The organism is Streptomyces sp. NPDC048172 (genome assembly GCF_043202595.1).
Lineage (GTDB): Bacteria > Actinomycetota > Actinomycetes > Streptomycetales > Streptomycetaceae > Streptomyces.
This window is the reverse complement of the sequence record NZ_JBIDAT010000001.1, coordinates 1085656-1108352: the sequence shown is the minus strand read 5'-3', so window position 1 is coordinate 1108352 and position 22697 is coordinate 1085656. Positions and strand designations below refer to the sequence as shown.

General features: G+C 73.3%; 24 protein-coding genes. 15 read left to right on the top strand and 9 right to left on the bottom strand.

The window, feature by feature from the left end:
• Nucleotides 1-90 precede the first annotated feature (90 nt).
• The 3 genes from ACGF3A_RS05085 (at nt 91) to ACGF3A_RS05075 (ending at nt 5618) form a co-directional block, all read left to right on the top strand.
• Nucleotides 91-1011 carry a LysR family transcriptional regulator gene (locus tag ACGF3A_RS05085; RefSeq protein WP_393725869.1) on the top strand — a complete coding sequence of 307 codons (921 nt, stop codon included), beginning with the start codon at nt 91-93 and terminating at the stop codon, nt 1009-1011.
• Between the two features lie 138 nt (nt 1012-1149).
• The gene (locus tag ACGF3A_RS05080; protein ID WP_393725867.1) at nt 1150-3531 is read left to right on the top strand and encodes a dynamin family protein; all 2382 of its coding nucleotides are present in this window, start codon (nt 1150-1152) and stop codon (nt 3529-3531) included.
• 2 nt (nt 3532-3533) lie between these two features.
• Nucleotides 3534-5618 carry a patatin-like phospholipase family protein gene (locus tag ACGF3A_RS05075; protein WP_393725865.1) on the top strand — a complete coding sequence of 695 codons (2085 nt, stop codon included), beginning with the start codon at nt 3534-3536 and terminating at the stop codon, nt 5616-5618.
• Nucleotides 5619-5661: 43 nt separating this feature from the next.
• Here the strand turns inward: ACGF3A_RS05075 and ACGF3A_RS05070 are convergent, their stop codons facing one another.
• Complete coding sequence (locus ACGF3A_RS05070) at nt 5662-6840, bottom strand: sensor histidine kinase (protein ID WP_393725863.1); 1179 nt, start codon at nt 6838-6840, stop codon at nt 5662-5664.
• Between the two features lie 156 nt (nt 6841-6996).
• On the opposite strand from ACGF3A_RS05070, the gene ACGF3A_RS05065 reads away from it, so the two are divergent.
• The gene (locus ACGF3A_RS05065) at nt 6997-7212 is read left to right on the top strand and encodes a hypothetical protein (protein WP_393725861.1); all 216 of its coding nucleotides are present in this window, start codon (nt 6997-6999) and stop codon (nt 7210-7212) included.
• Between the two features lie 44 nt (nt 7213-7256).
• Here the strand turns inward: ACGF3A_RS05065 and ACGF3A_RS05060 are convergent, their stop codons facing one another.
• The gene (locus ACGF3A_RS05060) at nt 7257-8720 is read right to left on the bottom strand and encodes an MFS transporter (RefSeq protein ID WP_393725859.1); all 1464 of its coding nucleotides are present in this window, start codon (nt 8718-8720) and stop codon (nt 7257-7259) included.
• A gap of 183 nt (nt 8721-8903) precedes the next feature.
• Between ACGF3A_RS05060 and ACGF3A_RS05055 the strand changes: the two genes are divergently transcribed.
• The 3 genes from ACGF3A_RS05055 (at nt 8904) to ACGF3A_RS05045 (ending at nt 11080) form a co-directional block, all read left to right on the top strand.
• On the top strand, nt 8904-9089 hold the full coding sequence (locus ACGF3A_RS05055) for a DUF6104 family protein (protein WP_393725857.1): 186 nt from the start codon (nt 8904-8906) through the stop codon (nt 9087-9089).
• 130 nt (nt 9090-9219) lie between these two features.
• Nucleotides 9220-10137: a DUF4097 domain-containing protein gene (locus ACGF3A_RS05050; protein ID WP_393727155.1), complete on the top strand. Its 918-nt coding sequence runs from the start codon at nt 9220-9222 to the stop codon at nt 10135-10137.
• Between the two features lies 1 nt (nt 10138).
• A complete protein-coding gene (locus tag ACGF3A_RS05045; RefSeq protein WP_393725855.1) occupies nt 10139-11080 on the top strand; it encodes a helix-turn-helix transcriptional regulator in 942 nt (313 codons plus the stop codon).
• A 187-nt stretch (nt 11081-11267) separates the two neighbouring features.
• On the opposite strand, the gene ACGF3A_RS05040 is transcribed toward ACGF3A_RS05045, so the two are convergent.
• Nucleotides 11268-11846, bottom strand: coding sequence for a PadR family transcriptional regulator (locus tag ACGF3A_RS05040; RefSeq protein WP_393725854.1), 579 nt, complete (start codon nt 11844-11846; stop codon nt 11268-11270).
• 66 nt (nt 11847-11912) lie between these two features.
• Here ACGF3A_RS05040 and ACGF3A_RS05035 point away from each other — a divergent pair, with 66 nt between their 5' ends.
• From ACGF3A_RS05035 to ACGF3A_RS05025, 3 genes are all read left to right on the top strand, one after another.
• Nucleotides 11913-12632 (top strand): SDR family NAD(P)-dependent oxidoreductase, encoded by a 720-nt coding sequence (locus tag ACGF3A_RS05035; RefSeq protein WP_393725852.1) that lies wholly within the window; start codon nt 11913-11915, stop codon nt 12630-12632.
• On the top strand, nt 12629-13369 hold the full coding sequence (locus ACGF3A_RS05030; protein WP_393725850.1) for a leucine-rich repeat domain-containing protein: 741 nt from the start codon (nt 12629-12631) through the stop codon (nt 13367-13369). The genes ACGF3A_RS05035 and ACGF3A_RS05030 overlap by 4 nt, the downstream gene beginning before the upstream one ends.
• Nucleotides 13370-13433: 64 nt before the next feature.
• On the top strand, nt 13434-13958 hold the full coding sequence (locus ACGF3A_RS05025; RefSeq protein WP_393725848.1) for a hypothetical protein: 525 nt from the start codon (nt 13434-13436) through the stop codon (nt 13956-13958).
• A 120-nt stretch (nt 13959-14078) separates the two neighbouring features.
• Here the strand turns inward: ACGF3A_RS05025 and ACGF3A_RS05020 are convergent, their stop codons facing one another.
• Together ACGF3A_RS05020 and ACGF3A_RS05015 are read right to left on the bottom strand one after the other, a co-directional pair.
• On the bottom strand, nt 14079-15059 hold the full coding sequence (locus ACGF3A_RS05020) for an acyl-CoA dehydrogenase family protein (protein WP_393725846.1): 981 nt from the start codon (nt 15057-15059) through the stop codon (nt 14079-14081).
• Nucleotide 15060: 1 nt separating this feature from the next.
• Nucleotides 15061-16206, bottom strand: coding sequence for an acyl-CoA dehydrogenase family protein (locus ACGF3A_RS05015; protein WP_393725844.1), 1146 nt, complete (start codon nt 16204-16206; stop codon nt 15061-15063).
• Nucleotides 16207-16272: 66 nt separating this feature from the next.
• Between ACGF3A_RS05015 and ACGF3A_RS05010 the strand changes: the two genes are divergently transcribed.
• From ACGF3A_RS05010 to ACGF3A_RS05000, 3 genes are read left to right on the top strand one after another with little or no spacing between them, the layout of a single operon-like run.
• A complete protein-coding gene (locus ACGF3A_RS05010) occupies nt 16273-17091 on the top strand; it encodes an SDR family oxidoreductase (RefSeq protein WP_393725842.1) in 819 nt (272 codons plus the stop codon).
• A gap of 28 nt (nt 17092-17119) precedes the next feature.
• The gene (locus tag ACGF3A_RS05005; RefSeq protein WP_393725840.1) at nt 17120-17779 is read left to right on the top strand and encodes a TetR/AcrR family transcriptional regulator; all 660 of its coding nucleotides are present in this window, start codon (nt 17120-17122) and stop codon (nt 17777-17779) included.
• Between the two features lie 45 nt (nt 17780-17824).
• Entirely contained in the window at nt 17825-19006 is a 1182-nt protein-coding gene (locus ACGF3A_RS05000) for an acetyl-CoA C-acetyltransferase (protein ID WP_393725838.1), read from the top strand.
• 14 nt (nt 19007-19020) lie between these two features.
• Here ACGF3A_RS05000 and ACGF3A_RS04995 read toward each other — a convergent pair whose 3' ends face one another.
• The 4 genes from ACGF3A_RS04995 to ACGF3A_RS04980 all read right to left on the bottom strand — a co-directional run bounded on the left by ACGF3A_RS04995 (nt 19021) and on the right by ACGF3A_RS04980 (nt 21722).
• Nucleotides 19021-19170, bottom strand: a complete 150-nt coding sequence (locus ACGF3A_RS04995; RefSeq protein WP_393725834.1) for a 2OG-Fe(II) oxygenase family protein — start codon at nt 19168-19170, stop codon at nt 19021-19023.
• Nucleotides 19134-19502: a 2-oxoglutarate and iron-dependent oxygenase domain-containing protein gene (locus tag ACGF3A_RS04990; RefSeq protein ID WP_393725832.1), complete on the bottom strand. Its 369-nt coding sequence runs from the start codon at nt 19500-19502 to the stop codon at nt 19134-19136. Before ACGF3A_RS04990 ends, ACGF3A_RS04995 begins: the two co-directional genes overlap by 37 nt.
• 118 nt (nt 19503-19620) lie before the next feature.
• Nucleotides 19621-20496, bottom strand: a complete 876-nt coding sequence (locus tag ACGF3A_RS04985; RefSeq protein ID WP_393725830.1) for a hypothetical protein — start codon at nt 20494-20496, stop codon at nt 19621-19623.
• Entirely contained in the window at nt 20493-21722 is a 1230-nt protein-coding gene (locus ACGF3A_RS04980; protein ID WP_393725828.1) for an FAD-dependent oxidoreductase, read from the bottom strand. Before ACGF3A_RS04980 ends, ACGF3A_RS04985 begins: the two co-directional genes overlap by 4 nt.
• A gap of 81 nt (nt 21723-21803) precedes the next feature.
• Between ACGF3A_RS04980 and ACGF3A_RS04975 the strand changes: the two genes are divergently transcribed.
• Both ACGF3A_RS04975 and ACGF3A_RS04970 read left to right on the top strand, forming a co-directional pair.
• Nucleotides 21804-22256, top strand: coding sequence for a MarR family winged helix-turn-helix transcriptional regulator (locus ACGF3A_RS04975; protein WP_393725826.1), 453 nt, complete (start codon nt 21804-21806; stop codon nt 22254-22256).
• 34 nt (nt 22257-22290) lie between these two features.
• Nucleotides 22291-22692, top strand: a complete 402-nt coding sequence (locus ACGF3A_RS04970) for a GNAT family N-acetyltransferase (RefSeq protein ID WP_393725824.1) — start codon at nt 22291-22293, stop codon at nt 22690-22692.
• Nucleotides 22693-22697 lie beyond the last annotated feature (5 nt).

The following is a 22697-nucleotide window of genomic DNA, read 5'->3' as shown; positions in this document are numbered from 1 at the left end:
TTCCGGGACGCGAACAACGGCCGATCGCGCAAGGTTCGATAATCTTCCGGTTATCGATTCGGTGCACGTGCGGAGGACAGGGGTGACGCGGTGGAGCTGCGGGACATCGAGATCTTGCTGACCCTGGCCGAGGAGCTGCACTTCGGGCGGACGGCCGAGCGGCTGCACGTCTCGCAGGCGCGCGTGAGCCAGGCCGTCAAGAAGCAGGAGCGCCGCATCGGCGCGACGCTCTTCGAGCGGTCCAGCAGGCGCGTGGAGCTCACGCCGATCGGCGCCAAGCTGGTCGAGGACCTGCGCCCGGTCTACCAGGGCCTCCAGGACGGCCTGGAGCGCGCCGCGCTCGCCGCGCAGGGGCGCAACGGGGTGCTGCGGCTCGGCATCATGGGCGCCGTCGGGCACGAGATCCGCCATACGCTCGCCGCGTTCCGCACCCGCTACCCGGGCTGCGAGCTGCGGATACGCGAGGCCCACATGAGCGACCCCTTCGGCCCGCTGCGCGCGGGCGACGTCGATGTGCAGGTCACCTGGCTGCCGGTGCGCGAGCCCGATCTGACGGTCGGCCCGGTCCTCTTCCGCGAGACGCTGGTCCTCGCCGTGAACGCCGAACACCCGCTCGCCTCCCGTACCTCGGTGACGTACGAGGACATGGCGGACCACGTCCTCATCGACCTGCCGCCGACGGCGCCCGACTACTGGTTCGACGCCAAGCTCCCCCGCCACGCGCCCTCGGGACGGCCGATCCGCCGCGGCCCGGTGATCTCCACGCTCCAGGAACTGCTGGGCGCGGTCTCCACGGGCGAGGCACTGTCGCCCGCGCACGCCCAGGCCGCGCGGTACTACGCCCGCCCCGACATCGTCTTCCTCCCCATCGACGACGCGCCGCCCACCGAGTGGGTCCTGGTGTGGCGGACGACGGGCGAGACGGGCTTCGTCCAGGCCCTCGCACACCTCGTGGCGGAGGCCGGGGAGGACGTCCGGAAGGCGGGACCCGCCGGGCCCTCCGAAGACTGAGGCCCTCGAAGGCCGAAGCCCTCTTCGCCCCGGTCCGCCGACGGCGGCTCCCGGCCATTTGACGCACTGTTTACCTCGTTGCCTGACGCCCCATAAGATTGCCCGCCGATCAAGGAGTCGCGCAGGGGGAGTTTGACGATGGTTCACGAGGATCCCAGGCTGTCCGACCGGCTGGGAGCGCTCCATCAGGATGTGACGGACCTGCTCTCCCGCGTGGCGGCCCTGTTCCAGCGCGCCGAGAGCGAGTTGCACAGGGAGGGCACCCATGGATACGCGGACCTGACCGAGACGATCTCCGGTGCGCAGCAGTCCGTGCGGGACCTGGAACTGCGGATGGCGGTCGTCGCGCCGATGAAGGCCGGGAAGTCCACCATCGTGAACGCCCTGGTCGGCTCCGACCTGGTGCCCAGCCGGGCCGCGGCGATGACGACGCTGCCCACCGAGATCGTGCTGTCCACGTCGCCCGGGCACCGGCAGCCGACGCTCACCGTCGACTCCCGTGACCGCGAGCTGTTCCGGGAGGCGGTCCGCCGGATCGAGGACGAGCTGGATCCGGTCAACGGGGACCCGCACTTCCGCGACCGTATGAGCGGGCGCTACCCGTACCTCGCGCCGTTGCTCGACTCGATCCAGGAGGACTGGCTGGCGGACCGGGACCGGCCGGCCTTCGTCGGCCTGGAGGACATCCGCGGCGCGCTCGCCGCGTACAACGACGTGGCCAGGCTCGCGGCCGAACTCCGCCAGCCGTTCCCGATGGCCGAACGGCTGCACGCGGTGCCCCGGATCACCGCCGCGCACCAGTGGTCCGGAACCGACGCCGGCGACGCCTTCGGCCGCCTCGTCCTGGTCGACACCCCAGGGCCGGACGAGGCGAGCAGCGGACTGAGGCTGTCGGAGGTGCTGCGCGGGCAGTTGGAGAAGTGCTCGGTCATCCTGGTCGTGCTGGATTTCACCAAGCTCAACAGCACCGCGGCCGTCGAGATCAAGGAGACCATGGGTCCGGCGCTGTCGGTGCTCCGCAGGGACCAGTTGTTCGCCGTGGTGAACAAGGTCGATCAGCGGCGGGTGGCGGACGGCGACATGACGCGGGACCAGCTGCGCGACTTCGTCATCCACGACCTCGACCTGGTCGACGACGCGCAGGCGGCCGACCGCGTCTTCGAGATGGTCGCCGTCCGCGCCCTGCTGGCAGCACGTGTCCTGGACGAGATCAAGGAGGTGGAGGCACGGCGCCCCGGCAGCTTCGATCCCCGTACCAGCGGGGACGTCCAGGCTCTCTACGAGCTGGTGCACTCCTTCGAGTGGGAGGAACTGCTCGCCGAGGCATCTGTCGACGACGTCAGAAAGCTTGCCGAGAGGGCACGGGCCAAGTCCGGGCTGGACGACTTCCTCCGCCAGGCGATCACGGTGCTGCGCTCGCAGGCGGGCTCCCGTGTCCTGCGCGGCGCGCTGCACCGGGCGCTGGCCGGGATGAGCGAGCTGGCCGCCGATGTGCAGCTGCGGCGAGCGGCGCTGGAGACCAGCCGTGAGGCGGTGGCCGACGAGATCGGGCGGCTGGACGAGGATCTGCGGACCGTCGCGGAGATCCGCACCGAGCTCGACAACACCGCCGCCGTCGCCGACAAGCTCCGCGCCAAGGTCGGAAAGATCCTGCGCAAGGCGCAGAAGGAGTGCGCGCGGATCGTCCAGGAAATCTCGGTGACCGGCGAGCCGGCCGGGCTGTACGGCGACGTCAGGCAGCTCACCCTGCAGCTCCGCCCGGACCGGCGCACCACGGATGTGGACACCCTGGAGTTCGACTCCGTGGATGATGCGCAGCGGTATCTGTACGCGCTCACCGAGCCCTTCATCGAGCAGGTGGACGCCGCGCTCAAGGAGGCCCGGGACGAGGCCGTAGGCGCGGTGAAAGAGCGTGTCGGCGCCGAAGTCAGCCGCCATGGCGCACGCCTGAAACCCATTCTCAACGAGGCGAATCGCCGGCTGGAGACCACGTTCGACGTCAGGTTCGACGTGCCCCAGGCGGAGTTCTCCGAGGACATCGACGCGTGGGCGCCCATTCCGGTGCACAGCGAGCAACGCATGGTCGAGGTCGCGGTGGAGAAGACGCTGCGCCGCCGGACCTGGTACACGCTCTGGCTGGGGCGGGCCACCTACCGTGAGCCCTACCGCACGCAGGAGCGGAGGTCCTTCCACCGCCTTGACGTTACCCAGGTACGCGACCAGCTCACGGAGGAGGTCGGACGCAAGCTCAGCACCATGGGAACAGAGTTCGACACCTATCTGACCGACGATCTCTCCCACAATGTGAACGCCTACTACACGGGGCTCAACCACTACCTCCAGAAGTACCGCGAGGCGCTCGTCGGCTCCCTCAAGGACCGCGAGCGGGAGCACGACGCGACAGGACGCTGGGTCGAGCGGATCGACGACTTCCACAAGGATCTCCAGGGCGAGATCACCGTGGCGGAGGGGTTCCGCGACGGCCTCATGTCGATCACCTCGGCCCAGGACGGGGTGTGACCATGACCGACACGCCCAGCCCCGTTCCCCGAGCGCTCTCCGAGGTCGCCAAGAGCATCCCGCTCGTGACGGACGAGGAGCTGCTGACGCTGGTCAACTGCCTCACCGTCTCCTCGGATCTCACCCGCTTCCGGCGCGACGACGGGTTCTTCCGGACCTTCTTCACCCGAGCCCTCGGGCTGGACGCCCAGCCGCTGCTCAACCAGAACGTGGTGGAGACGCAGCGGATCCTGACGAACCGCATCGAGGAGCTGACCGCACAGGGAGTGGCGTCCAATCTGGCCCTGGCCCGCGCCGGAGACGTGGTGACGGAGATCCGCCAGGACCTCAGCGCGCTGGGGCAGGCGCAGGACGCCCGGTTCCAGACGCTCGACGCGAGCCTCGTCAAGCTGCACACCCTCTGCGTGGAGCAGCAGCTCCGGTGCGACGCCGAGCGCCACCTGGACCAGCTGATCGACGCGTGGTCCGCGAAGGAGACCTACCGCGGTCTGCCCTGGGCGCTCCAGATCGTCCTGCTGGTCCAGGAGATCTACCGGGGTGCCGTCGGCGAGCACGAGTTCCGCACCGGCGGCGAGACGTACCGGCCCCGGATCGTCAACAAGATCCTCATCGGTCCGCGTACCCAGCTGCCCCTGCTCGCTCTGCTGCATGAGGAAGTCCTCGCCCCCTGCCTCCGGCTGGACCCTCCCGACCGACCCGTGCTCGCCGAGCTCGTCCGGCCCTTCGCGCTCCTGACCGAGGCCGAACGGCGTGAGCACCCCCTCCCGTTCGCCGTCGGCCGGTGCGTGACCCTGGCCGCCGCTTCCCCCGGAGCCCCGGACAGCGTGGAGCGGGCGGTGGCCGAGGCGCGTCACCACCAGCCCCGGCTCAGCCTCACCATGCATCCGCGTGTCTTCGTCCAACAGGTCGTCGCCGCCACGGCCGCGGCCAACATCGCGGTCCGCGAGGCGCTGCACAGCGGCCCCGCCGAGCCCGCGCCCGGCTCCGCGCCCGCCTCCGCGCCGGCACTCCACGGGGCGGTGCCCGTCCCGCGTACGGAACCCTCCGGGCCGTCCGTCCGGGAGGAGAGCGCTCCGCCCGACGTCACGACGGCACCCGACGCCCCGCTGCCCGGACCCAGCTGGGGGCTCGTGCTGGCCGGAGGCGGCGCGAAGGGCGCCTACCAGGTCGGCGTGGTGGAACGCCTCGCCGAGGCCGGGCTGAGGCCGAGTGCCCTGGCGGGAACCAGCATCGGCGCCCTGAACGCCGCGGTGCTCGCCGCCGCCCCCGACCTCGCCGAGGGCGCGTCCCGGTTGCGCGAGGTGTGGAGGGACATCGGAGAGCGCACCTCCGATGCCTTCCCGGACGACGTGGCGCGACTCTCCGTGCCGGACAGCGCCGAATCTCCCCCGCCCGGCCTGCTGGAGCTGCTCCAGCGCAGACGCAGCCCCATCCTGCGGTCCGACTTCATCGAGGGACTGCTCGACGAGTGGGTCGACCCCGAGGCGCTGCTGAGCGGACCCGACCTGTGGGTGGCGGCCTTCCCCTCGGCCACCGGCTGGCGGGGCCTCGGCTGGCTGGTCGATCTCTCCCGGTCCGCCGCGGGCGCCGAGGCCGAGTGGTTCCACGTCCAGCGGATGCGCGGCGACGACGTGCACGGCGCTCTGCTCGCGAGCGCCGCCCTGCCCGGGGTCTTCGCGCCGCAGCAGGTCGCCGGCCGCCCCTACCGGGACGGCGCCCTCGCCGACAACGTTCCTCTCCGTCCACTGGCCACCGAGACGGGCTGCACCGGCGCCGTCGTGGTGCACCTGGGCAACGGGCTGGTGTGGGACGGCGCCGCGTACCCCGACTGCGTTCCTCTGGAGATCCGGCCGACCGAGAACATCGTGGAGCATCCGCGGCACCGCCTGGGCAGCATCGGCGCGCTGCTGGACTTCAGCCCCCGCCGTATCGAGGAACTGCGCGCGCGGGGTTACGCCGACGCGTCGGCCCTGATCACCGAGGTCCACGGCCTGCTGGAACGCGCGCACGCGCTGCGGGAGTCCGGGGACCGGGCCACCGAGGCGATCGACCGCGCCGAGGGCACGGACCGGCCCGCTTCCGAGTAGGGGGCGCTGACGGGCGCGCGCGCTGAAGGAGCGGGCCCTGGGTTCAGTCGGGCCAGGGCAGCCAGGCGTAGAGGCGGAAGCCGCTGTCGTCCCAGCCGTGTTCGAGGCGGCCGCCCGCGAGGGAGGCGCGTTCGGCGAGGCCGATGAGGCCCTGGCCCGCGCCGGGGATCCCCGAGTTCGAGCCGCCGTGGCCGCCGGGTCCGGCGGGGTTGCGGAGCTCGACGCTGAGGCCCTCCCCCGCCGCGCCGCGCACCGCGAGGGTCACGGGCGCGTCGGGCGCGTGCTTGCGGACGTTGGTCAGGCCCTCCTGCACGACCCGGTAGGCCGTACGCCCCGCGACCGGGGGCGCCGCCGCCGCGTCCGCGACCTCCTCCCGTACGGTCACGCGCAGCCCGCCCTCGCGGGACTCGGCCACCAGCTGCTCCAGGTCGGCGAGGACGGGCTGCGGCCGGTCGGTCTCCCCGGGCGAGCGCAGCACGCCGATGATCTCCCGCAGGTCCTCCAGCGCCTGGTGCGCGCTCTCCCTGATCACCCCGGCGGCCCGCTTCACCTGCGCGGGGTCGCCGCCCGGGTTGAACTCCAGCGCGCCCGCGTGGACGCTCAGCAGCGACAGCCGGTGCGCGAGCACGTCGTGCATCTCGCGCGCGATGTCCTCGCGGGCCTCCCGCCGCGCCTCGGAGGCGACGCGTGCGGCGCGTTCGGCGCGCGCGGCGCGGCGCGCGCGGACGTAGAGGCCCCAGCCGATCGCGCAGGCGAGCAGCGTGAAGTAGGTCACCGAGGACTCGGTCTTCGGGTCGTCGGCGCGCGGGCTGTCCGCGAGGAAGATCAGCACGGGCGCGAGCGCCATCACGGCCAGCCACTTCGCGACGCGCGGCCCCCGCTGCGAGACGGCGGTGAAGAGCGCGACGAGGCAGGCGCCGGTGAAGAAGTGCCCGAAGGGCCCGAGGATCAGCAGGATTACGGCGAGCTGCACGGGCCAGCGGCGCCGCCAGAAGAGCGCCGCGCAGGCACCCGCGCCCGCGACCTGCTCCAGCAGCAGCGCCTTGTCCGAGAGATCGGAACCGATCACGACCCGGTCGGAGGTGAGCACCAGGAAGCAGGCGGCGAAGAGGAACGCGCCGATGTCGGCGGCCCACTCCCGCCTCGTACGGCGTTCGCGTCCGCCTCCGCCTCCGCCTCCCGTACCGCTGTCCGCTGTACCGCTGTCTCCCGTGCTGTGCATACGGCGAATCTACGTGCGCACGGCGCCGTCAGGACGTCCCGCGTGCCCTCCGTAGACCTTGGGAGGACACCGCGGCGCCGGGTCCGCGACTTTGGTCGCACTCCCGGCGCCCTCCGCCCGATACCGCGCGACGCCGCCGGTCAGCAGCCTGGAGCCATGAAGAATCTGCTCGGCTTCGCGTGCTTCGTCCTGCTGGCCCAGGGCGTCGGTGGGCTCCTCAGCGAGTTCACCGACGGCTGGTGGACCCCGTGGACGGTGGTGCACAAGATCGGCTTCCTGCACGGTTACGAGGTCTACGTCTGCGTCCTCCTCATCGTGCTCGGCGTCGCGGTGGGCGCCGCGAGCGACACGGTGGGGAAGAAGCGGACGTAGCCCCTCCCGGACTTAGCCCCTCTCGGACGTAGCCCCCCGGTGCGCTACGTCCGCGGCCGTACGGCCGGTGCCGGGCGGGGCAGCAGCGCGACGAGGAGCATCGCCGCCGCGGTGATCGCCGAGGCCGCGAGGAAGGCGGCGGCGTAGCCGTCGGCCGCCGCGCCCTTCGTCGTCCCGCCGTCCGTCGCGTGCGCGGAGACCGTGCCCAGGATCGTCAGGCCGAGGGCGCTGCCGATCTGGCGTGAGGTGTTGACGAGTCCGGCGACGACCCCGGCCTCCTCGGGCGCCGTCCCCGTCGTCGCGGCGTCCGTCATCGGCGTCATGAGCAGCCCGAAGCCGCCCGCCATCACCACGGCCGGGCCCAGGATCGTGCCGAGGAACGTGCCGTCCGCGTCGAGCGCCAGCCCCTGCCACGCGAAGCCCGCAGCGGCCGTCACACCGCCGGCGGCGATCATCGTCCGGCTCCCGAACCGGGCCATCAGCCGGGGCGCCGCCTTCGAGCCCGCGATGATCGCGAGCGTGTGCGGCAGGAACGAGAGCCCGGCGCGCACCGCGCTGTAGCCGAGGACGTTCTGCATGTAGAGCGAGAGGAAGTACCACATCGCGAAGCCGCCGACCATGCTGACGAGCGTCACCAGGTTCCCCGCCGTCACGCTGCGCAGCCTGAACAGGCCGAGCGGCACCAGCGGTTCGGCGCTGCGCTTCTCCACCGCCACGAAGGCGGCCAGCGCGAGCAGCCCGCCCACGAGCGGCAGCAGCGTCCCCGGCGCGTCCCAGGCGTGCGACTCCGTCTGCCCGATCCCGTACGCGAGGGCCGCGACGCCGACCGTCACCAGCGCGGCGCCCGGCAGGTCGAGGCCGCGGCCGGTGCGCTCGTGGCGTTCGCGCAGCGACACGGCGACGAGGGCCACGACCACGGCGCCGACCGGCACGTTGACGAGCAGCACCCAGCGCCAGGAGAGCAGGTCGGTCAGCAGCCCGCCGACGAGGCCGCCCGCGGCGCCGCCCGCCGTGCCCACCGCGGCCCAGGTCGCGATGGCCCGGGTCCGCGCGGGGCCCTCGGGGAAGGTGGAGGTCAGCAGCGAGAGCGTGACGGGCGCCAGCACGGCGGCGCCGACGCCCTGCGCGGCCCGCGCGGCGATCAGCGTCCCCGGGTCCTGCGCGAGCCCGCCCGCGAGGCTGGCGGCGGTGAAGAGCCCGAGGCCCGTCAGATACACGGGCTTGCGCCCGAACAGGTCGGCGGCGCGCCCGCCGAGGAGCAGGAAGCCCGCGAACGTCAGCGCGTAGGCGTTCACGACCCACTGCAGCGCGGAGGGGCTGAGGCCGAGGCCGTCGCGGATGCCGGGCAGCGCGACGTTCACCACGGACACGTCCAGCACCACGAGGAACTGGCCGATGCTGGAGGCGAGGACGACGGCCCAGGCGCGCGGCGCGGGCACGCGCCCGCCCGGGCCGTCCGGGCCCCCGTCCGCCGTGTCCTCCGCGGGGGAGGCGGTTGAGGAAGACATGACGACCATCCTGGCGACGCGGGTACGGGCGCCGCATCGGGACAACGGCCGAGCGGGGTCCGGACTTGGACCTAGGTCGAAGTCCGCACCCGCGCGCCCGCATACCCTGGTGCGGAACCCCGGAACCCCGGAACCCCGGAACCCCCGAATCCCGGAACCCCGTTTCCCGACCAGGAGCCAGCCGTGTACTTCACCGACCGTGGCATCGAGGAGCTCGCCAAGAGGCGTGGCGAGGAGGAGGTCAGCTTCGAGTGGCTGGCCGAGCAGCTACGGACGTTCGTCGACCTCAACCCGGACTTCGAGGTCCCGGTCGAGCGCCTGGCGACGTGGCTGGCCCGGCTGGACGACGAGGAGGACGAGGACGACTGACGTCGTCCGCACGGAGAACTCCGGGCTTCTTGCCACAACGCGATACGCGACATATCGTGTCTCCCCAGAGACGCGATATGTCGTCGTGTCGTCGTTCGTCCACGCCTACGCCTACGCCCGGGAGGCCACCGTGCCCGCCGAACACTCGTGGCAGATCTCCGAGCCGCAGAAGATCGAGTTCACGGAATCCGTGACGGAGCTGCATGTCCGCGCCGTCAACGGGACGGTGAACGTCGTGGGGACCGACGAGCCCGCCACCCGGCTGGAGATCGGCGCGGTCGAGGGCCCGGCACTGGTCGTCACGCGCGAGGGCGGCAAGCTCGTCGTCGCGTACGAGGACCTGCCGTGGAAGGGCTTCCTCAAGTGGCTCGACCGCAAGGGCTGGCGGCGCTCGGTGGAGGTCTCGGTCTCCGTCCCCGCGCGCGCCTCGCTCAACGTGGGCGTGGTCGGGGCCAGCGCGGTCGTCTCCGGGATGCGCGGGCGTACGGACGTGCGCGGCGTCTCCGGCGACTCGACCCTCGTCGGGCTCGCGGGCCCCGTGCGCGCCGAGACCGTCTCCGGCGCCGTGGAGGCCCAGCGGGTGACGGGCCCGCTCCGCTTCCACTCCGTCTCCGGGGACCTCACCTTCATCGACGGGGGCTCGCACGTCCACGCCGAGACGGTCAGCGGCTCCGTGGTGCTGGACGTCGGCCCGGACGCGCCCCGCGAGGCGGACATCAAGCTGACGACGGTCTCCGGCGAGGTCGCCATACGGCTGCCGGAGGACGTGGACGCCGCCGTGGAGGCGCGTACCACCAGCGGCGGTCTCTCCAGCGCCTTCCCCGAGCTGCGCACCGACGGGCAGTGGGGCGTGCGCCAGGCGCACGGCACGCTCGGCGCGGGCGCCGGGACGCTGCGGGCCGAGACCGTCTCGGGCGGCCTCGCGCTGCTGAAGCGCCCGAAGGAGGAGCCACCCGGCCCCGATGTGCCGCCGAGCGGCGCGGAAGGTGATACTCCGGATGCGCCCGCGGCACCCTCTGCGGCCCCCACTGCACCGAAGGACCTGTGACATGCCCCCCGTCTTCGCCCACGGACGTCTCCGCCTCTACCTGCTGATGCTGCTGGACGAGGCGCCCCGGCACGGCTACGAGGTGATCCGGCTGCTCGAAGAGCGCTTCCAGGGGCTGTACGCGCCCTCGGCCGGGACCGTCTACCCGCGCCTCGCCAAGCTGGAGGCCGAGGGCCTCGTCAGCCACACCACCGAGGGCGGCCGGAAGGTCTACGCGATCACGGAGGCGGGCCGCGCCGAGCTCGCCAGCCGCCAGGCCGAACTGGCCGAGCTGGAGATCGAGATCCGCGACTCCCTCTCCGCGCTCGCCGCCGACCTCCGCGAGGACGTCAGCGGCTCCGCGGACGACCTCCGCCGCGAGATGCGCGAACAGGCGCGCAGCGCGGGCTCCGCCTCCGGCGAGGAGGCCGTCTCCGGGGACTGGGAGTCGTGGAAGACGGCCAAGGAGGAGATGCGGCGGGCCAAGGACGAGTGGAAGGAACAGGCCCGCAAGGCCAAGCAGGAGGCCCAGCAGGCACGCCGCCGCGCCCGCAAGGAGCGTGAGGCGCACACGGAGGCGGTGGAGGAGGTGCAGCGCATCGCGCGCCAGGTGCAGGACCAGATCCAGTCGCACATGCGGTCCGGGGACTGGCAGGGCGCCGTCCGTGAGGGCATGTCCGAACTCTCCCGCGAGATGGGCAACCTGGGCCGCGTCGCGGGCCACACCACGAGCTGGCCGCCGTACGTCCGCCCGGCCCCGGAAGAGCCGGAGCCCGCGCCCGAGGAGGCCGAGGAGGCCTCTGGCGATCCGGCGAGGGACCTGGAGCGCGCGCTCGACCGCTTCCGCGACGACGTCCGCGACACCGCCCGCGACAACGGCGTCACCGACGACCAGCTCCGCGAGGTCCGCCGCCACCTCTCGACTGCCGCCGCCCATATCGCAGCGGCGCTACGCAAGAGCTGACGCCTGTCCGCGCCAGCGGCAATGAGACGTGCCCCGATAGGGGCGCGGGGAACTGCGCGCCCAGCCACCGCGCACCCGCACCCGGCAGCGGCCGGGCAGGGGCTGCCCCTTGGCGTGCGTCGCGGGACGCGCGTGTTTCGGGGCCGGGCGCGCAGTTCCCCGCGCCCCTGGAGGGCGTGCCCGGCGGTCAGCGGTTGAGGTCTTCCAGGTCTTCGAGCATGCGGGCGGCGAGGTCGCGTTCGGCCTCGTAGTAGCGCTCGGACCAGCGGAGGACGAGTTCGGGGTAGGCCCAGGAGGGGTCGTCGCGGGCGGCGTCCGCGTCCGCCGCCGCGCGCTCGCGCATCTTCTCCGCGTACGCCTGATGTTCGCGGAGGACATCGCCCGCGGCACCCGGTTCGAGCAGGTGGCCGAGCCAGAGGCGGAGCATGACCCCGTGCTTGAGGACGGGCGGCTCGACGGGCGCGCCGCGGGCCCATGCGCGTACCGCCGCACGTCCCTCGTCCGTGATCGCGTAGACCCGCTTGTCCCGGTTGCCGGTCGCCTGCGGAACGGTCCGCGAGGTGACGTACCCGGCACCTTCCAGCCGCTTCAGCTCGCTGTAGATCTGGCTGAAGGACGGCGACCAGTAGAAGAAGCCGAGGGACTTGTCGGCCCACTTCTTCAGGTCGTAGCCGGACAGCTCCCTCTCGAAGGAGAGCAGCCCCAGCACGGCCCAGCTCGTCGGCGGCAACGGCCGCCCGTCCTCGGACTCACGCTTTCGTGCCACGCGGCGACTCTACGCCGGGAGACCACCGCTCTTCCTCCCTCGGGGTATTCCTGTTAGGAACAGCGCATGGAGTTCGATCTGACGGGGCGCGTCGCCGTCGTCACGGGCGCGGCACGCGGGCAGGGCGCGGCGCACGCCCGTACGCTCGCCGCCGCCGGCGCCGCGCTCGTCCTCACGGACCTGGACGAGGCGGGCGGCGCCGCGGTCGCGGGCGAGCTGGACGAGGCGGTGTTCGTGCCGCACGACGTCGCCTCGGCGGCGGGCTGGGCCCGTGTCACGGACGCGGCCCGCGCCCGGTTCGGGCGGATCGACGTGCTGGTCAACAACGCGGGGCTGTGGCGTACCGCGCCCGTCGGGGAGCAGACGGAGGAGGGGTTCAGGGCGCTGCTGGACGTCAATCTCCTCGGGCCGTTCCTCGGCATCCAGGCCGTGCTGCCCGCGCTGCGCGAGGCGGGCGGCGGCTCGGTCGTCAACATCTCCTCCACGGCGGGGCTCACCGGCATCCCGGGCCACAGCGCCTACGGGGCGACGAAGTTCGGGCTGCGGGGCCTGACCAGGTCGGCGGCGCTCGACCTCGCGCCCGAGGGGATACGGGTCAACTCCGTGCACCCCGGCGCCGTCGACACCCCGATGATCGCGGGCGTCGAGGGCGCGGGCGCGCGCGTGCCGCTGGGGCGGATCGGGGCCCCGCGCGACGTGACGGGGCTGGTGCTCTTCCTCGCCTCGGACGCCTCCTCGTACGTGACGGGGGCCGAGTTCGCGGTGGACGGGGGCTCCACGGCGTGACGACGGCCAAGGGCTCCGCCAGCCTCGACCTGTGGCGGCACGGGCTCGGCACGCTCCCCGACTCCCTCTGGGAGCGTACGGAGCTGCGCGTGCTGATCCTCGCCGACAACGCGCTGACGCGGGTGCCGCCCGGACTGGGTCGCCTCACCCGTCTCCGTACGCTCGACCTCGGCCACAACCTCCTCACCGGGGTCCCGGACGAGCTGACGGGGCTGCCGCTGGCCGACTGCCTCTATCTGCACGCCAACCGGCTCACCGCGCTGCCCGCGTCGCTGGGCCGCCTCTCCGCGCTCCGTTATCTCAACGTCGGCGAGAACCGGCTCACCCGCCTCCCCGAGAGCCTCGGCGCGCTCGCCTCGCTCGTCGAGCTGCGCGCCCCGCACAACCGCCTCACCGCCCTCCCCGAGACGCTCGGCGGCCTGCGCGCCCTGCGCGAACTGTGGCTGCGCGGCAACGCGCTCACCGCCCTCCCGGCCGCCGTCTCCACGCTGGCGGAGCTGCGCCACCTCGACCTCCGGGAGAACGCGCTGGACGAGGTCCCCGCGCCGCTGGAGGGCCTGCCGCGCCTGCGCCACCTGGACCTGCGCGCCAACCGCCTGCGCACGCTCCCCCACTGGCTCGCCGCGCTCCCGGCCCTCGAAAAGCTCGACCTGCGCTGGAACCCCCTCGAACCGGACCCCGCCCACCTGCCCCTCCTGGACGCCCTGCGGGAGAAGGGGTGCTTCGTCCTGCTCTAGCGCTCTGGCCGGATAGGTTCGCCGGGTTGGTGTCCGTGGGCCAGCGCCCGGTTTGCTGACCGGCATGAATGCTTCCTCGACGGCAACGAGCGTACTGCTGGTGGTGGTTGGTGCCGCCGTAGGTCTCATCCCGGCCTACGCGATGGAGAGGAGGAAGGAGCGGCATGCCCTGGCGGTGCGTTGGGACGCGTCGCTCTACGACCTGTGCAAGGAGTGCGCCGCCTCGGTGCGGCAGCTCGTTCATCTGAGCCATCGCCTCGACCGGCTCGCGGACCGTGACGAGCAGCGCAGGAAGGTCGATGACGAACTCGCCCGGCTCCGGTCCGTGGTGCAGCAGCTGCGCATCCTGGGGACGGCGGAGCTCCAGCAGGCGGCCAGGGAAGTCGAGCACCACGCCTGGTGGGTGCGCGCCGTGCACGAGGGCCGTCCGGACGAGCTCATCGGTCATTACGGTGGCCGTGCGGTGGAAGACCGGCTGAGAGACGCGATGCGCAGATTGTTCGTGGCCACACGCCGTCAGCTTGGCGTGAAGGACCCCGACGCCGTGGTCTCGGACGATCCGATCGACCCCAGGCGCCCGGCTCCCTGACCACGTCAGCGGCGGGCGGTTGGTGCGTCGGCCGTGAGCGTGCGTGACGTCCGGGACGTCGGTCTCCTTCCAGGTGCACCGGAAGGAGATGCGGGAGCGGTGCGGCAGCACCGGGCCCCGTCACCGTGAGGCGTCCGCCAGCGTGGCCCGGCAGGCGTCGGGGGTGCCCCAGGCGGAGCGGAGGGCCGTGGCCTTGCGGAGGAGGAGGGTGAGGTCGTACTCGTCGGTGTAGCCGAGGGCGCCGTGGACCTGGAGCGCGGCGCGGGCCGCGGCGTACGCGGCGTCGCAGCAGGCGGCCTTCGCCGCCGGGAGGTCGCGCGGGTCGGTGCCCGCCTCGTCGCCCCGTACGCGCAGCGCCGCGGCGAAGAGCAGGGGCTCGGCGTACTCCAGCGCGACGGCGATCGTCGAGAGGCGGTGCTTGACGGCCTGGAAGGAGCCGATGGGGCGGCCGAACTGGGCGCGGACCTGGGCGTGTGCGACCGTGCCGTCGAGCAGCGCCCGGCCCGCGCCCAGCGCCTGCGCGGCGGTCAGCAGCGTGGCCAGCTCCCGTACGCGTGAGGCGGCGCCCGGCGCGACGCGCTCCGAGGGCGTGACGCGGACGAGGCGCCGTGCCGGGTCGACGGAGGCCACGGGCTCGTCGGAGGGGATGGCGAGGCAGAGCCCGTCCCCGGCGAGCGCGAAGGCGGCGTCGGCGACGTGCGCGTCGAGCGCGTGCCGCGCGGCGGGGTCGGCGACGGTGGCGAGGAGCTCGCCGGAGAGCAGTCCGGGGAGCCAGGGCAGGTTCCCGGCACCCGCGGCGCGGGCCAGACCGAGGCCCGCCGCGACCGCGACGGTCTCGACGAGCGGTCCGGGGGCGCCCGCGCGGCCGATCTCCAGGAAGGCGGAGGCGAGTTCGGGCGGGTACCAGCCGAGCCCGTCCGCCTCCTCCGGCACGGCGAGCGCCGTCAGGCCCGTATCCGCGAGGGAGCGCCACAGCGCGCGGCCCTGCTCCGGGTCGCCCGCCGCCCAGGCGCGGTCGGCCTTCAGCGGCGCGGCGTCGTCGAGCAGCCGCCGCACCGTGGCGGCGTACGTACGGTGGTCCTCATCGGGCCGGAAGTCCACGTCAGCGTCCTCTCGGCAGGCCGAGCCCGCGCTCGGCGATGATGTCGCGCTGTATCTCGTTCGTTCCCGCGTAGACGGGTCCCGCGAGAGCGAAAATCCAACCCTCTGTCCAGGGATCCTCCGCGAACTCTCCTTCGGGGCCGCGCAGTTCGCGTGCCGTCTCGTGGAGGGCGAGGTCGAGCTCGGACCAGAAGACCTTGTTCATGGAGGATCCGGCGGCCCCCGCCCCCGCGTCCGCTGGCCCCGGCGGGCCGCCGGACGCCGCCGCGTACCCGGCGAGCTGGTAGGCGCGGGCCGCGCTCCAGGCGTCGGCGACGCGGTCCCGGTACGCCTCCGGGGCGCCGCGCTCGCGCCAGAGGGCGAGCAGCCGGTCGGCCGACGCCGTGAAGCGGCCCGGCGAACGGAGCGTGACGCCGCGCTCGTTGCCCGCCGTCGCCATCGCCGCGCGCCAGCCCTGGCCCGGCTCGCCGATCACGTCGGCGTCGGGGACGAAGACCCCGTCGAGGAAGAGCTCGGCGAAGGCGGGCTTGCCGTCGAGCCGCCCGATGGGCCGCACCGTCACGCCCTCGGCGTCGAGCGGGAACATCAGATACGTCAGGCCCCGGTGCCGCTCCTGCGCGGGGTCGCTGCGGAAGAGCCCGAAGGCGCGGTCGGCGAAGGCGGCGCGCGAGGACCAGGTCTTCTGGCCGGTCAGCAGCCAGCCCCCGGCCGTGCGTTCGGCGCGCGAGCGGAGCGAGGCGAGGTCGGAGCCCGCCTCGGGCTCGGACCACGCCTGGGCCCAGACGGTCGCGCCGGAGGCCATCGGGGGGAGGATCCGCGCGAGTTGCTCCTCCGTGCCGTGCGCGAAGAGGGTCGGCGCGAGGAGGTTGACGCCGTTCTGGCCGACCCGGCCGGGGGCGCCCGCCGCGTAGTACTCCTCCTCGAAGACCAGCCACTCGGTGAGCGTGGCCCCCCGCCCCCCGTAGGCGCGCGGCCAGGTGAGCACCGACCAGCCCCCGTCGTACAGCTCGCGCTCCCAGGCGCGGTGGGCGGCGAAGCCCTCGGCGGTCTCCAGGGACGGGAGCGGCACGGCGGGCACGTGCGCGGCGAGCCAGGCGCGGGCCTCCGCGCGCAACTCCCGCTCGGCGGTGCTGGGTTCGAGATCCACGATGCCTCCCTAACAATTGTTTGGTAGGTTAGCGTCAGGCCCGTCAGCCCGTCGAGAGGTGCTCGGATGGCTCGGAAGGCTCCGAAGACGCGAGACACACCCGCCCCTCCCCCCTATGTGCCGGGACACGGCCTCCTGACCGGCAGGACCGCGGTCGTCACGGCGGCGGCGGGCAGCGGCATCGGCGGCGCCACCGCGCGCCGCCTCCTGGAGGAGGGCGCCGAGGCCGTCGTCCTCGGGGACGCGCACGAGCGGCGGCTCGCGGAGAGCTCCCGCGCCCTCGCGGAGGAGTTCGGCGAGAAGCGCGTCTCGGCGCTGCCCTGCGACGTGACGCGGGAGGACGAGGTGCGGGCCCTCCTCGCGCGCTGCGCCGAGCGGCACGGCCGGCTCGACGTGCTGGTCAACAACGCGGGACTGGGCGGCACGGCGGAGCTCGCGGAGATGACCGACGAGCAGTGGTCGCGCGTCCTCGACGTCACGCTGAACGGCACGTTCCGCTGTACGCGCGCCGCGCTGCGCGCGATGCGGGACCAGCCCGGCGGCGGCGTGATCGTCAACAACGCCTCGGTCGTCGGCTGGCGCGCCCAGCGCGGCCAGGCGCACTACGCGGCGGCGAAGGCGGGCGTCATGGCCCTCACCCGCTGCGCCGCGCTGGAGGCGGCGGAGCACGGCATCCGGGTCAACGCGGTCGCGCCGAGCCTCGCCCTCCACCCGCACCTGGCGAAGGTCACCACGCCCGAGCTGCTGGAGGAGCTGACCACGCGCGAGGCGTACGGGCGGCACGCCGAGCCCTGGGAGGTGGCGAACGTGATCGTGTTCCTGGCCAGCGGCTACTCGTCGTACATGACGGGCGAGACCGTCTCCGTCAGCAGCCAGCATCCGTAGCCACGTGGGACTGGCCGAGAATGGGCGCATGGGAAGCACGGGAACCACGGGATCGACGGGATCGACGGGATCGACGGGATCCACGGTGACGCCGAAGAAGACCGCCCCGCCGACGGGCCGCAGGGCGGAGCTGCTCGCGACCGCCGCCGAGGTCTTCGCCGAGCAGGGCTACAGCGCGACGACGGTCCGTACGATCGCCGACCGCGCGGGCATGCTCGCCGGAAGCCTCTACTACCACTTCGACTCCAAGGAGTCGATGGCGGACGAGATCCTGAGCGGCTTCCTCCACGACCTGTGGGCCGGGTACGAGCGGATCGAGGCGGCCGGGCTGGCGCCGCGCGCGACGTTCGAGGGGCTGGTCGCCGAGTCGTTCGCGCAGATGGAGCGGCACCGCCCCGCGGTCGTCATCTACCAGAAGGAGGCCCGCGGCCTGGCCTCCCTGCCGCGCTTCGGCTATCTGACGGAGTCCCAGCGGAAGTTCCGCGAGCTGTGGACCGCGACCCTGGAGCGCGGCGTCGCCGACGGCAGCTTCCGGGCCGGTCTGGACGTGCCCCTCGCCTACCGGTTCGTCCGGGACACGGTGTGGGTGGCGGCCGTCTGGTTCCGGCCGGACGGCAGGAAGAGCGCGGCGCAGGTCGCCGAGCAGTACACCTCGATGGTGCTGGACGGCATCGCGACGCAGACGTAGACGCAGACGGCGTAGACGCAGTCGACTCGGAGGAGCGTGGGCACGATGACGGCGAACGGTGAGGCGTACGTGATCGGGGCGGTCCGCTCCCCCGTCGGCAGGCGCGGCGGCGCGCTCTCCACGGTCCACCCGGCCGACCTCGGCGCCCACGCGCTGCGCGCGCTGATGGAGCGTACGGGCGTGGACCCGGAGGCCGTCGAGGACGTCGTCTTCGGCTGCCTGGACGCGGTCGGCCCGCAGGCCGGGGACATCGCGCGCACCAGCTGGCTCGCCGCAGGGCTCCCCGAGTCCGTGCCCGGCGTCACCGTCGACCGGCAGTGCGGCTCCTCGCAGCAGGCCCTGCACTTCGCCGCGCAGGCCGTCATGTCCGGCACCAGCGACCTGGTGGTCGCGGGCGGCGTCCAGAACATGTCGCAGATCCCCATCGCCTTCGCCAGCCGCCAGGCCGCCGCGCCGCTCGGCCTCACCGAGGGCCCGTACCAGGGCTCGGAGGGCTGGCGCGCCCGCTACGGGGACGCTCCCGTCGACCAGTTCCACGGCGCCGAGACGATCGCCCGGCAGTGGGGCATCGAGCGCGAGGAGATGGAGCGCTGGGCGCTCGGCTCCCACCAGCGCGCCGTCCGCGCCCAGGACGAGGGCCGCTTCGCCCGCGAGATCGCGCCGTACGTCACGCCGTCCGGGGACGTCGCCGCCGACGAGGGGCCGCGCCGCGACACGAGCCTGGAGAAGATGGCGGGGCTCGCGCCCGTCGTCGAGGGCGGCCGGATCACGGCCGCCGCCTCCTCCCAGATATCGGACGCGGCCTCGGCGCTGCTGCTGGCCTCACCGGAGGCCGTCCGCGTCCACGGCCTCACGCCGCGCGCCCGGATCCACCACCTCTCGGCGCGCGGCGAGGACCCCATCCGGATGCTCTCGGCCCCGATCCCGGCGACCGCGTACGCGCTGAAGAAGACCGGCCTGTCCATGGACGACATCGACCTCGTCGAGATCAACGAGGCATTCGCGCCCGTCGTCCTCGCCTGGCTCCACGACACCGGCACCGACCCCGACAGGGTCAACGTCAACGGCGGCGCCATCGCCCTCGGCCACCCCCTGGGCGCGACGGGGGCCCGCCTGATGACCACGCTCCTCCATGAACTGGAGCGCACGGGCGGCCGGTTCGGCCTCCAGACGATGTGCGAGGGCGGCGGCCAGGCGAACGTCACGATCGTGGAGCGGCTGGCCTGAGGCTCGTGGAAGCGTCATGAGTACGTGGCGTTCATCTTCGCCGCGAGCCGGGAATTCACCGTCCCCTCCGCCGGATTACGGACCCGGTGCACGGTGGAGACCCAGTGCCCGTTCGTCCAGAACGCCATCAGGTCGCCGATGTTGATGACGAATCCGCCGGGCACATGGGGAACGTCGTCGTGAGGCTCCCCCAGTCGGTGTGGGGGCCCATGCGCCGCTGCCCGGGCAGCGGCGGCGCGGAAGTCCGCGGGCTCCTCCGGCCAGGCGTTCGCCCGCGTCCAGGGCGCGTCCTTGCCGCCGCATCGTGCCCGGTGCTCCGGGGCGTGGCCGCGTACACGCGTCCCGTCAACTCCTCCGGAACGCCGTGCCCGACGACGGTGAAGAACCCGGAACTCTCGCACGCGCGCCCGATCTCCCGCGCGACGGAGATCCGGCCCCTTTCGCCGTTACCCGCCGACAGATCGACGACGGGGACGAATTCGCTGTCATTTCCCATACGTTCAAGGGTTCCGTTGAAGCGACCCCGGAGACCCGTCGTCACGTCCGCGCGGGAAGGCGGCCACGGGCCCGCCCGTAACCCTCAACCCCGCGCTTGAACCGTCCCCTCCACCGGCTCAGACGTTGACCGTGTCCGACGCCTCGTCGAAGCGGTCGTCCGGGGAGACGGCGACGGCCTCGGGGCCCGCGCCCGACAGCAGGGCCTCGGCCAGGGCCGCCGAGCAGGCCATGTAGGTGGAGTCCAGGTCGATGTCCGTCGCGACGACCCACGCGCGGTCGGTGGGCCACCACAGGTGAGGGCCCTCGCGGAACTCGTTCGCGTACGGGCGTCCCAGGCCGACGCCCACCTGCCGTACGGCGCCGACGGGGCCCGTGAACAGGACGTGGTCGCGGTGCGGGAGCTCCAGGCGCGGCGCCTTGGAGACGTCCAGGCCGGGCGGGGGCATCGCGGCGGCCCTGGCGGCGCGGAGCTCCTCCTCGGTCTCCGTCCCGTCGCCGATCACGGAGACGACGCACGACGAGCTGTTCTCCCGCGCGTCCCCGAGGAAGCCGAAGCCGTCCCACACCGTGAAGACGCAGGCGTCCGGCGTCCCGGTGTGCGCGGCGAGCACCGGGACGAGCGCGTCGAGCTGGCCGTCGGCGAGCTGGCCCCCGCACGGCTCGTCGTCCTCGTCCCAGGGCGCGGGCCCCTCGGGCACATGTCCGGGCGCGGGGCGCGAGAGCCGCTCCCACTGCGCGGTGGCGTGCAGCGTCCGGCCCGTCCACGCGGCGACCGCGCCCCAGGTCAGCTCGCGGTCCTCGTCGAGCAGCACGGAGTGCGGCAGCCGTACGTACGCCTCGTACCCGGGCGGCACGAGCGAACCGGCCACCGGACCGCCGAAGTCGGTGACGGCGGCGCGCAGCCAGCCGCCCAGCCGACGGCACTCGGCGCGCTCGCGCACGGGCAGCAGATCGGGGGCTCCGGGCGCGGTCCCGGACGCGTGGGAACTCATACCCGGAAGTATCCCGGTGCCCGGCCGGATGCTGCCCCTGGAGGGGTGTGAGGGGTGTTCCAGTCGATGTGGTGGCCGTACGTCTCCTGAATCCGCTTGCCGTTCGCCATGCGCGGCAGGAGCAGCGGCATCAGCAGGTCGCGGAAGACGCGGGCGACGGGCCCGGCGGCCTTGTTGCTGTTGACCCGGGCGGCCTGCTTCGCGATCCGCTCGACGCGCGGGCGGCGCAGCGTCTCGTACGCGGCGAAGGCCCGCTCGACGGTGGGGAGATCGCGCAACGCCCTGGCCAGCTCCACGGCGTCCTCGACGGAGAGCGAGGCGCCCTGGCCGGAGGAGGGCGAGGGGGCGTGGGCGGCGTCGCCGATGATGATCATCCGGCCGCGGTGCCAGGTGGGCACGCCCGGCATGGCGTGGATCGGGCCGGCGGGCATGATCTCCCGGCTCGCGCGGACCAGTTCGGCGGCGGGACCGGCGTCGTCGGCGAAGAGCTCCACGAGGCGGCGGCGCCACTCCTCGGCGCCGGTGGCCTCGGCCTCGCCGCGGGCGGGCTCGTCGGGGCGCGGCACATTGGCGAACCACCACACCTGGCCGTCGGGGGCGAGCGCGTAGCCCAGGAAGGCGCGCTTGCCGAACACCATCCGGTAGCAGCCCGGTTCGGCGTCCACGGGCACCCCGCGGGTGTAGCCGCCGAGCCCGACGAGACCGGCGTACGCGGGGGCCGGGGCGGCGGGGTCGATGAGCGTGCGGACCGTCGAGTGCAGGCCGTCGCAGCCGATCAGCAGGTCGCCGTGGGCCTCGCCGCCGTCGGCGAAGACGGCACGGACGCCGTCGCCGGTGTCCTCCGCGTCGACCAGGCGCGCGCCCTGCTCGATCCGCACGCCACGGCGCCGCGCCTCGTCGTGCAGTGCGCGGCAGAGGTCGGCGCGCTTGAGGGTGCGGCTGGTGAAGCCGCCGTCCGGGCCGCTGGTGCGGATCTGCCCCAGGGCCTTGCCGGTGGTGGAGAACAGGTCGATGCGAGGGGTCGGGAAGCCCGCGGCGACGGCCGGCTGGTCGGCCTCTATCGCGCGCAGGGCGTCGATGCCGTTGGAGCCCAGGGTGAGGAAGACGCCGACGCCGTCGGCACCGGTGGGGCGGGCTTCGTGGACCGTCGCCTCGATGCCCGCCCGCTGCAGGGCCATGGCGGCGGCGGGTCCGGCGATGCCGCCGCCGATGATGAGTGCCTTCACGATGCGTGTCCCTTCGCGGCGTTGTTGCAACGGACAGTTATTTAGCTTGATCTAACTAAATAGTAGGGCTAGGATGTCGCCGTGACAAGTCGTGAGGAACGCGTGAACGAGGTCCTGCTCGCGGGCCGCAAGCTCTCCACCGCCGCGGTGCTCTTCCACTCCGCGCTCGCCGCCGGTCAGGGGCTGAGCGCCACCGACACCAAGGCCCTGGACCTGGTCCAGCGCCTCGGCCCGATGACGGCGGGCGAGCTCGCCCGGCACCTGAGCCTGAAACCGGCCTCCGTGACCGCGCTCATCGGACGGCTGGAGAGCAAGGACGCGCTGCGCAAGGTGCCGCACCCGCAGGACGGGCGGAAGGTGGTGCTGGAGTTCGACGAAGCGTTCGCGGCCCGCACGGCGCATCTCTTCGACGACCTGGTCGGCTCACTGCGGGAGCTGTGCGAGCACTACACCGACGACCAGCTCGACACCATCGCGCAGTTCACGACGGAGGCGGCGCGACGGCAGACGGACGCGACCCGGAAACTCACCTGACCCGGACGGCGCCGTGGCCGTAGGTTCCGTACGCATGGCGACCGTGATCTGCACCTGGCGCGAGGACTTCGACAACGCGGACGTGAACGCGCTGCACGCCGAGGGCTTCGGGCATCCCCCGCTCGGCATCGACTGGTGGGCGCAGGTGCGCCGTCACAGCCTGGGCTGGGTCTGCGCGCGACGGGATGGGGGCGCGCTCGTGGGCTTCGTCAACGTGGCCTGGGACGGCGGCGTGCACGCCTTCGTGCTGGACACCGTGGTCGCCGGTGCCGCGCGCCGCGAGGGGGTCGGCGCCGAGCTGGTGGCGGCGGCGGTGCGGGGCGCGCGGGAGGCGGGCTGCGAGTGGCTGCACGTCGACTTCGACCCGCACCTGCGCGACTTCTACCTCGGCGCGTGCGGCTTCACGCCGACGGACGCGGGCCTGATCGCGCTCTGAGTCCT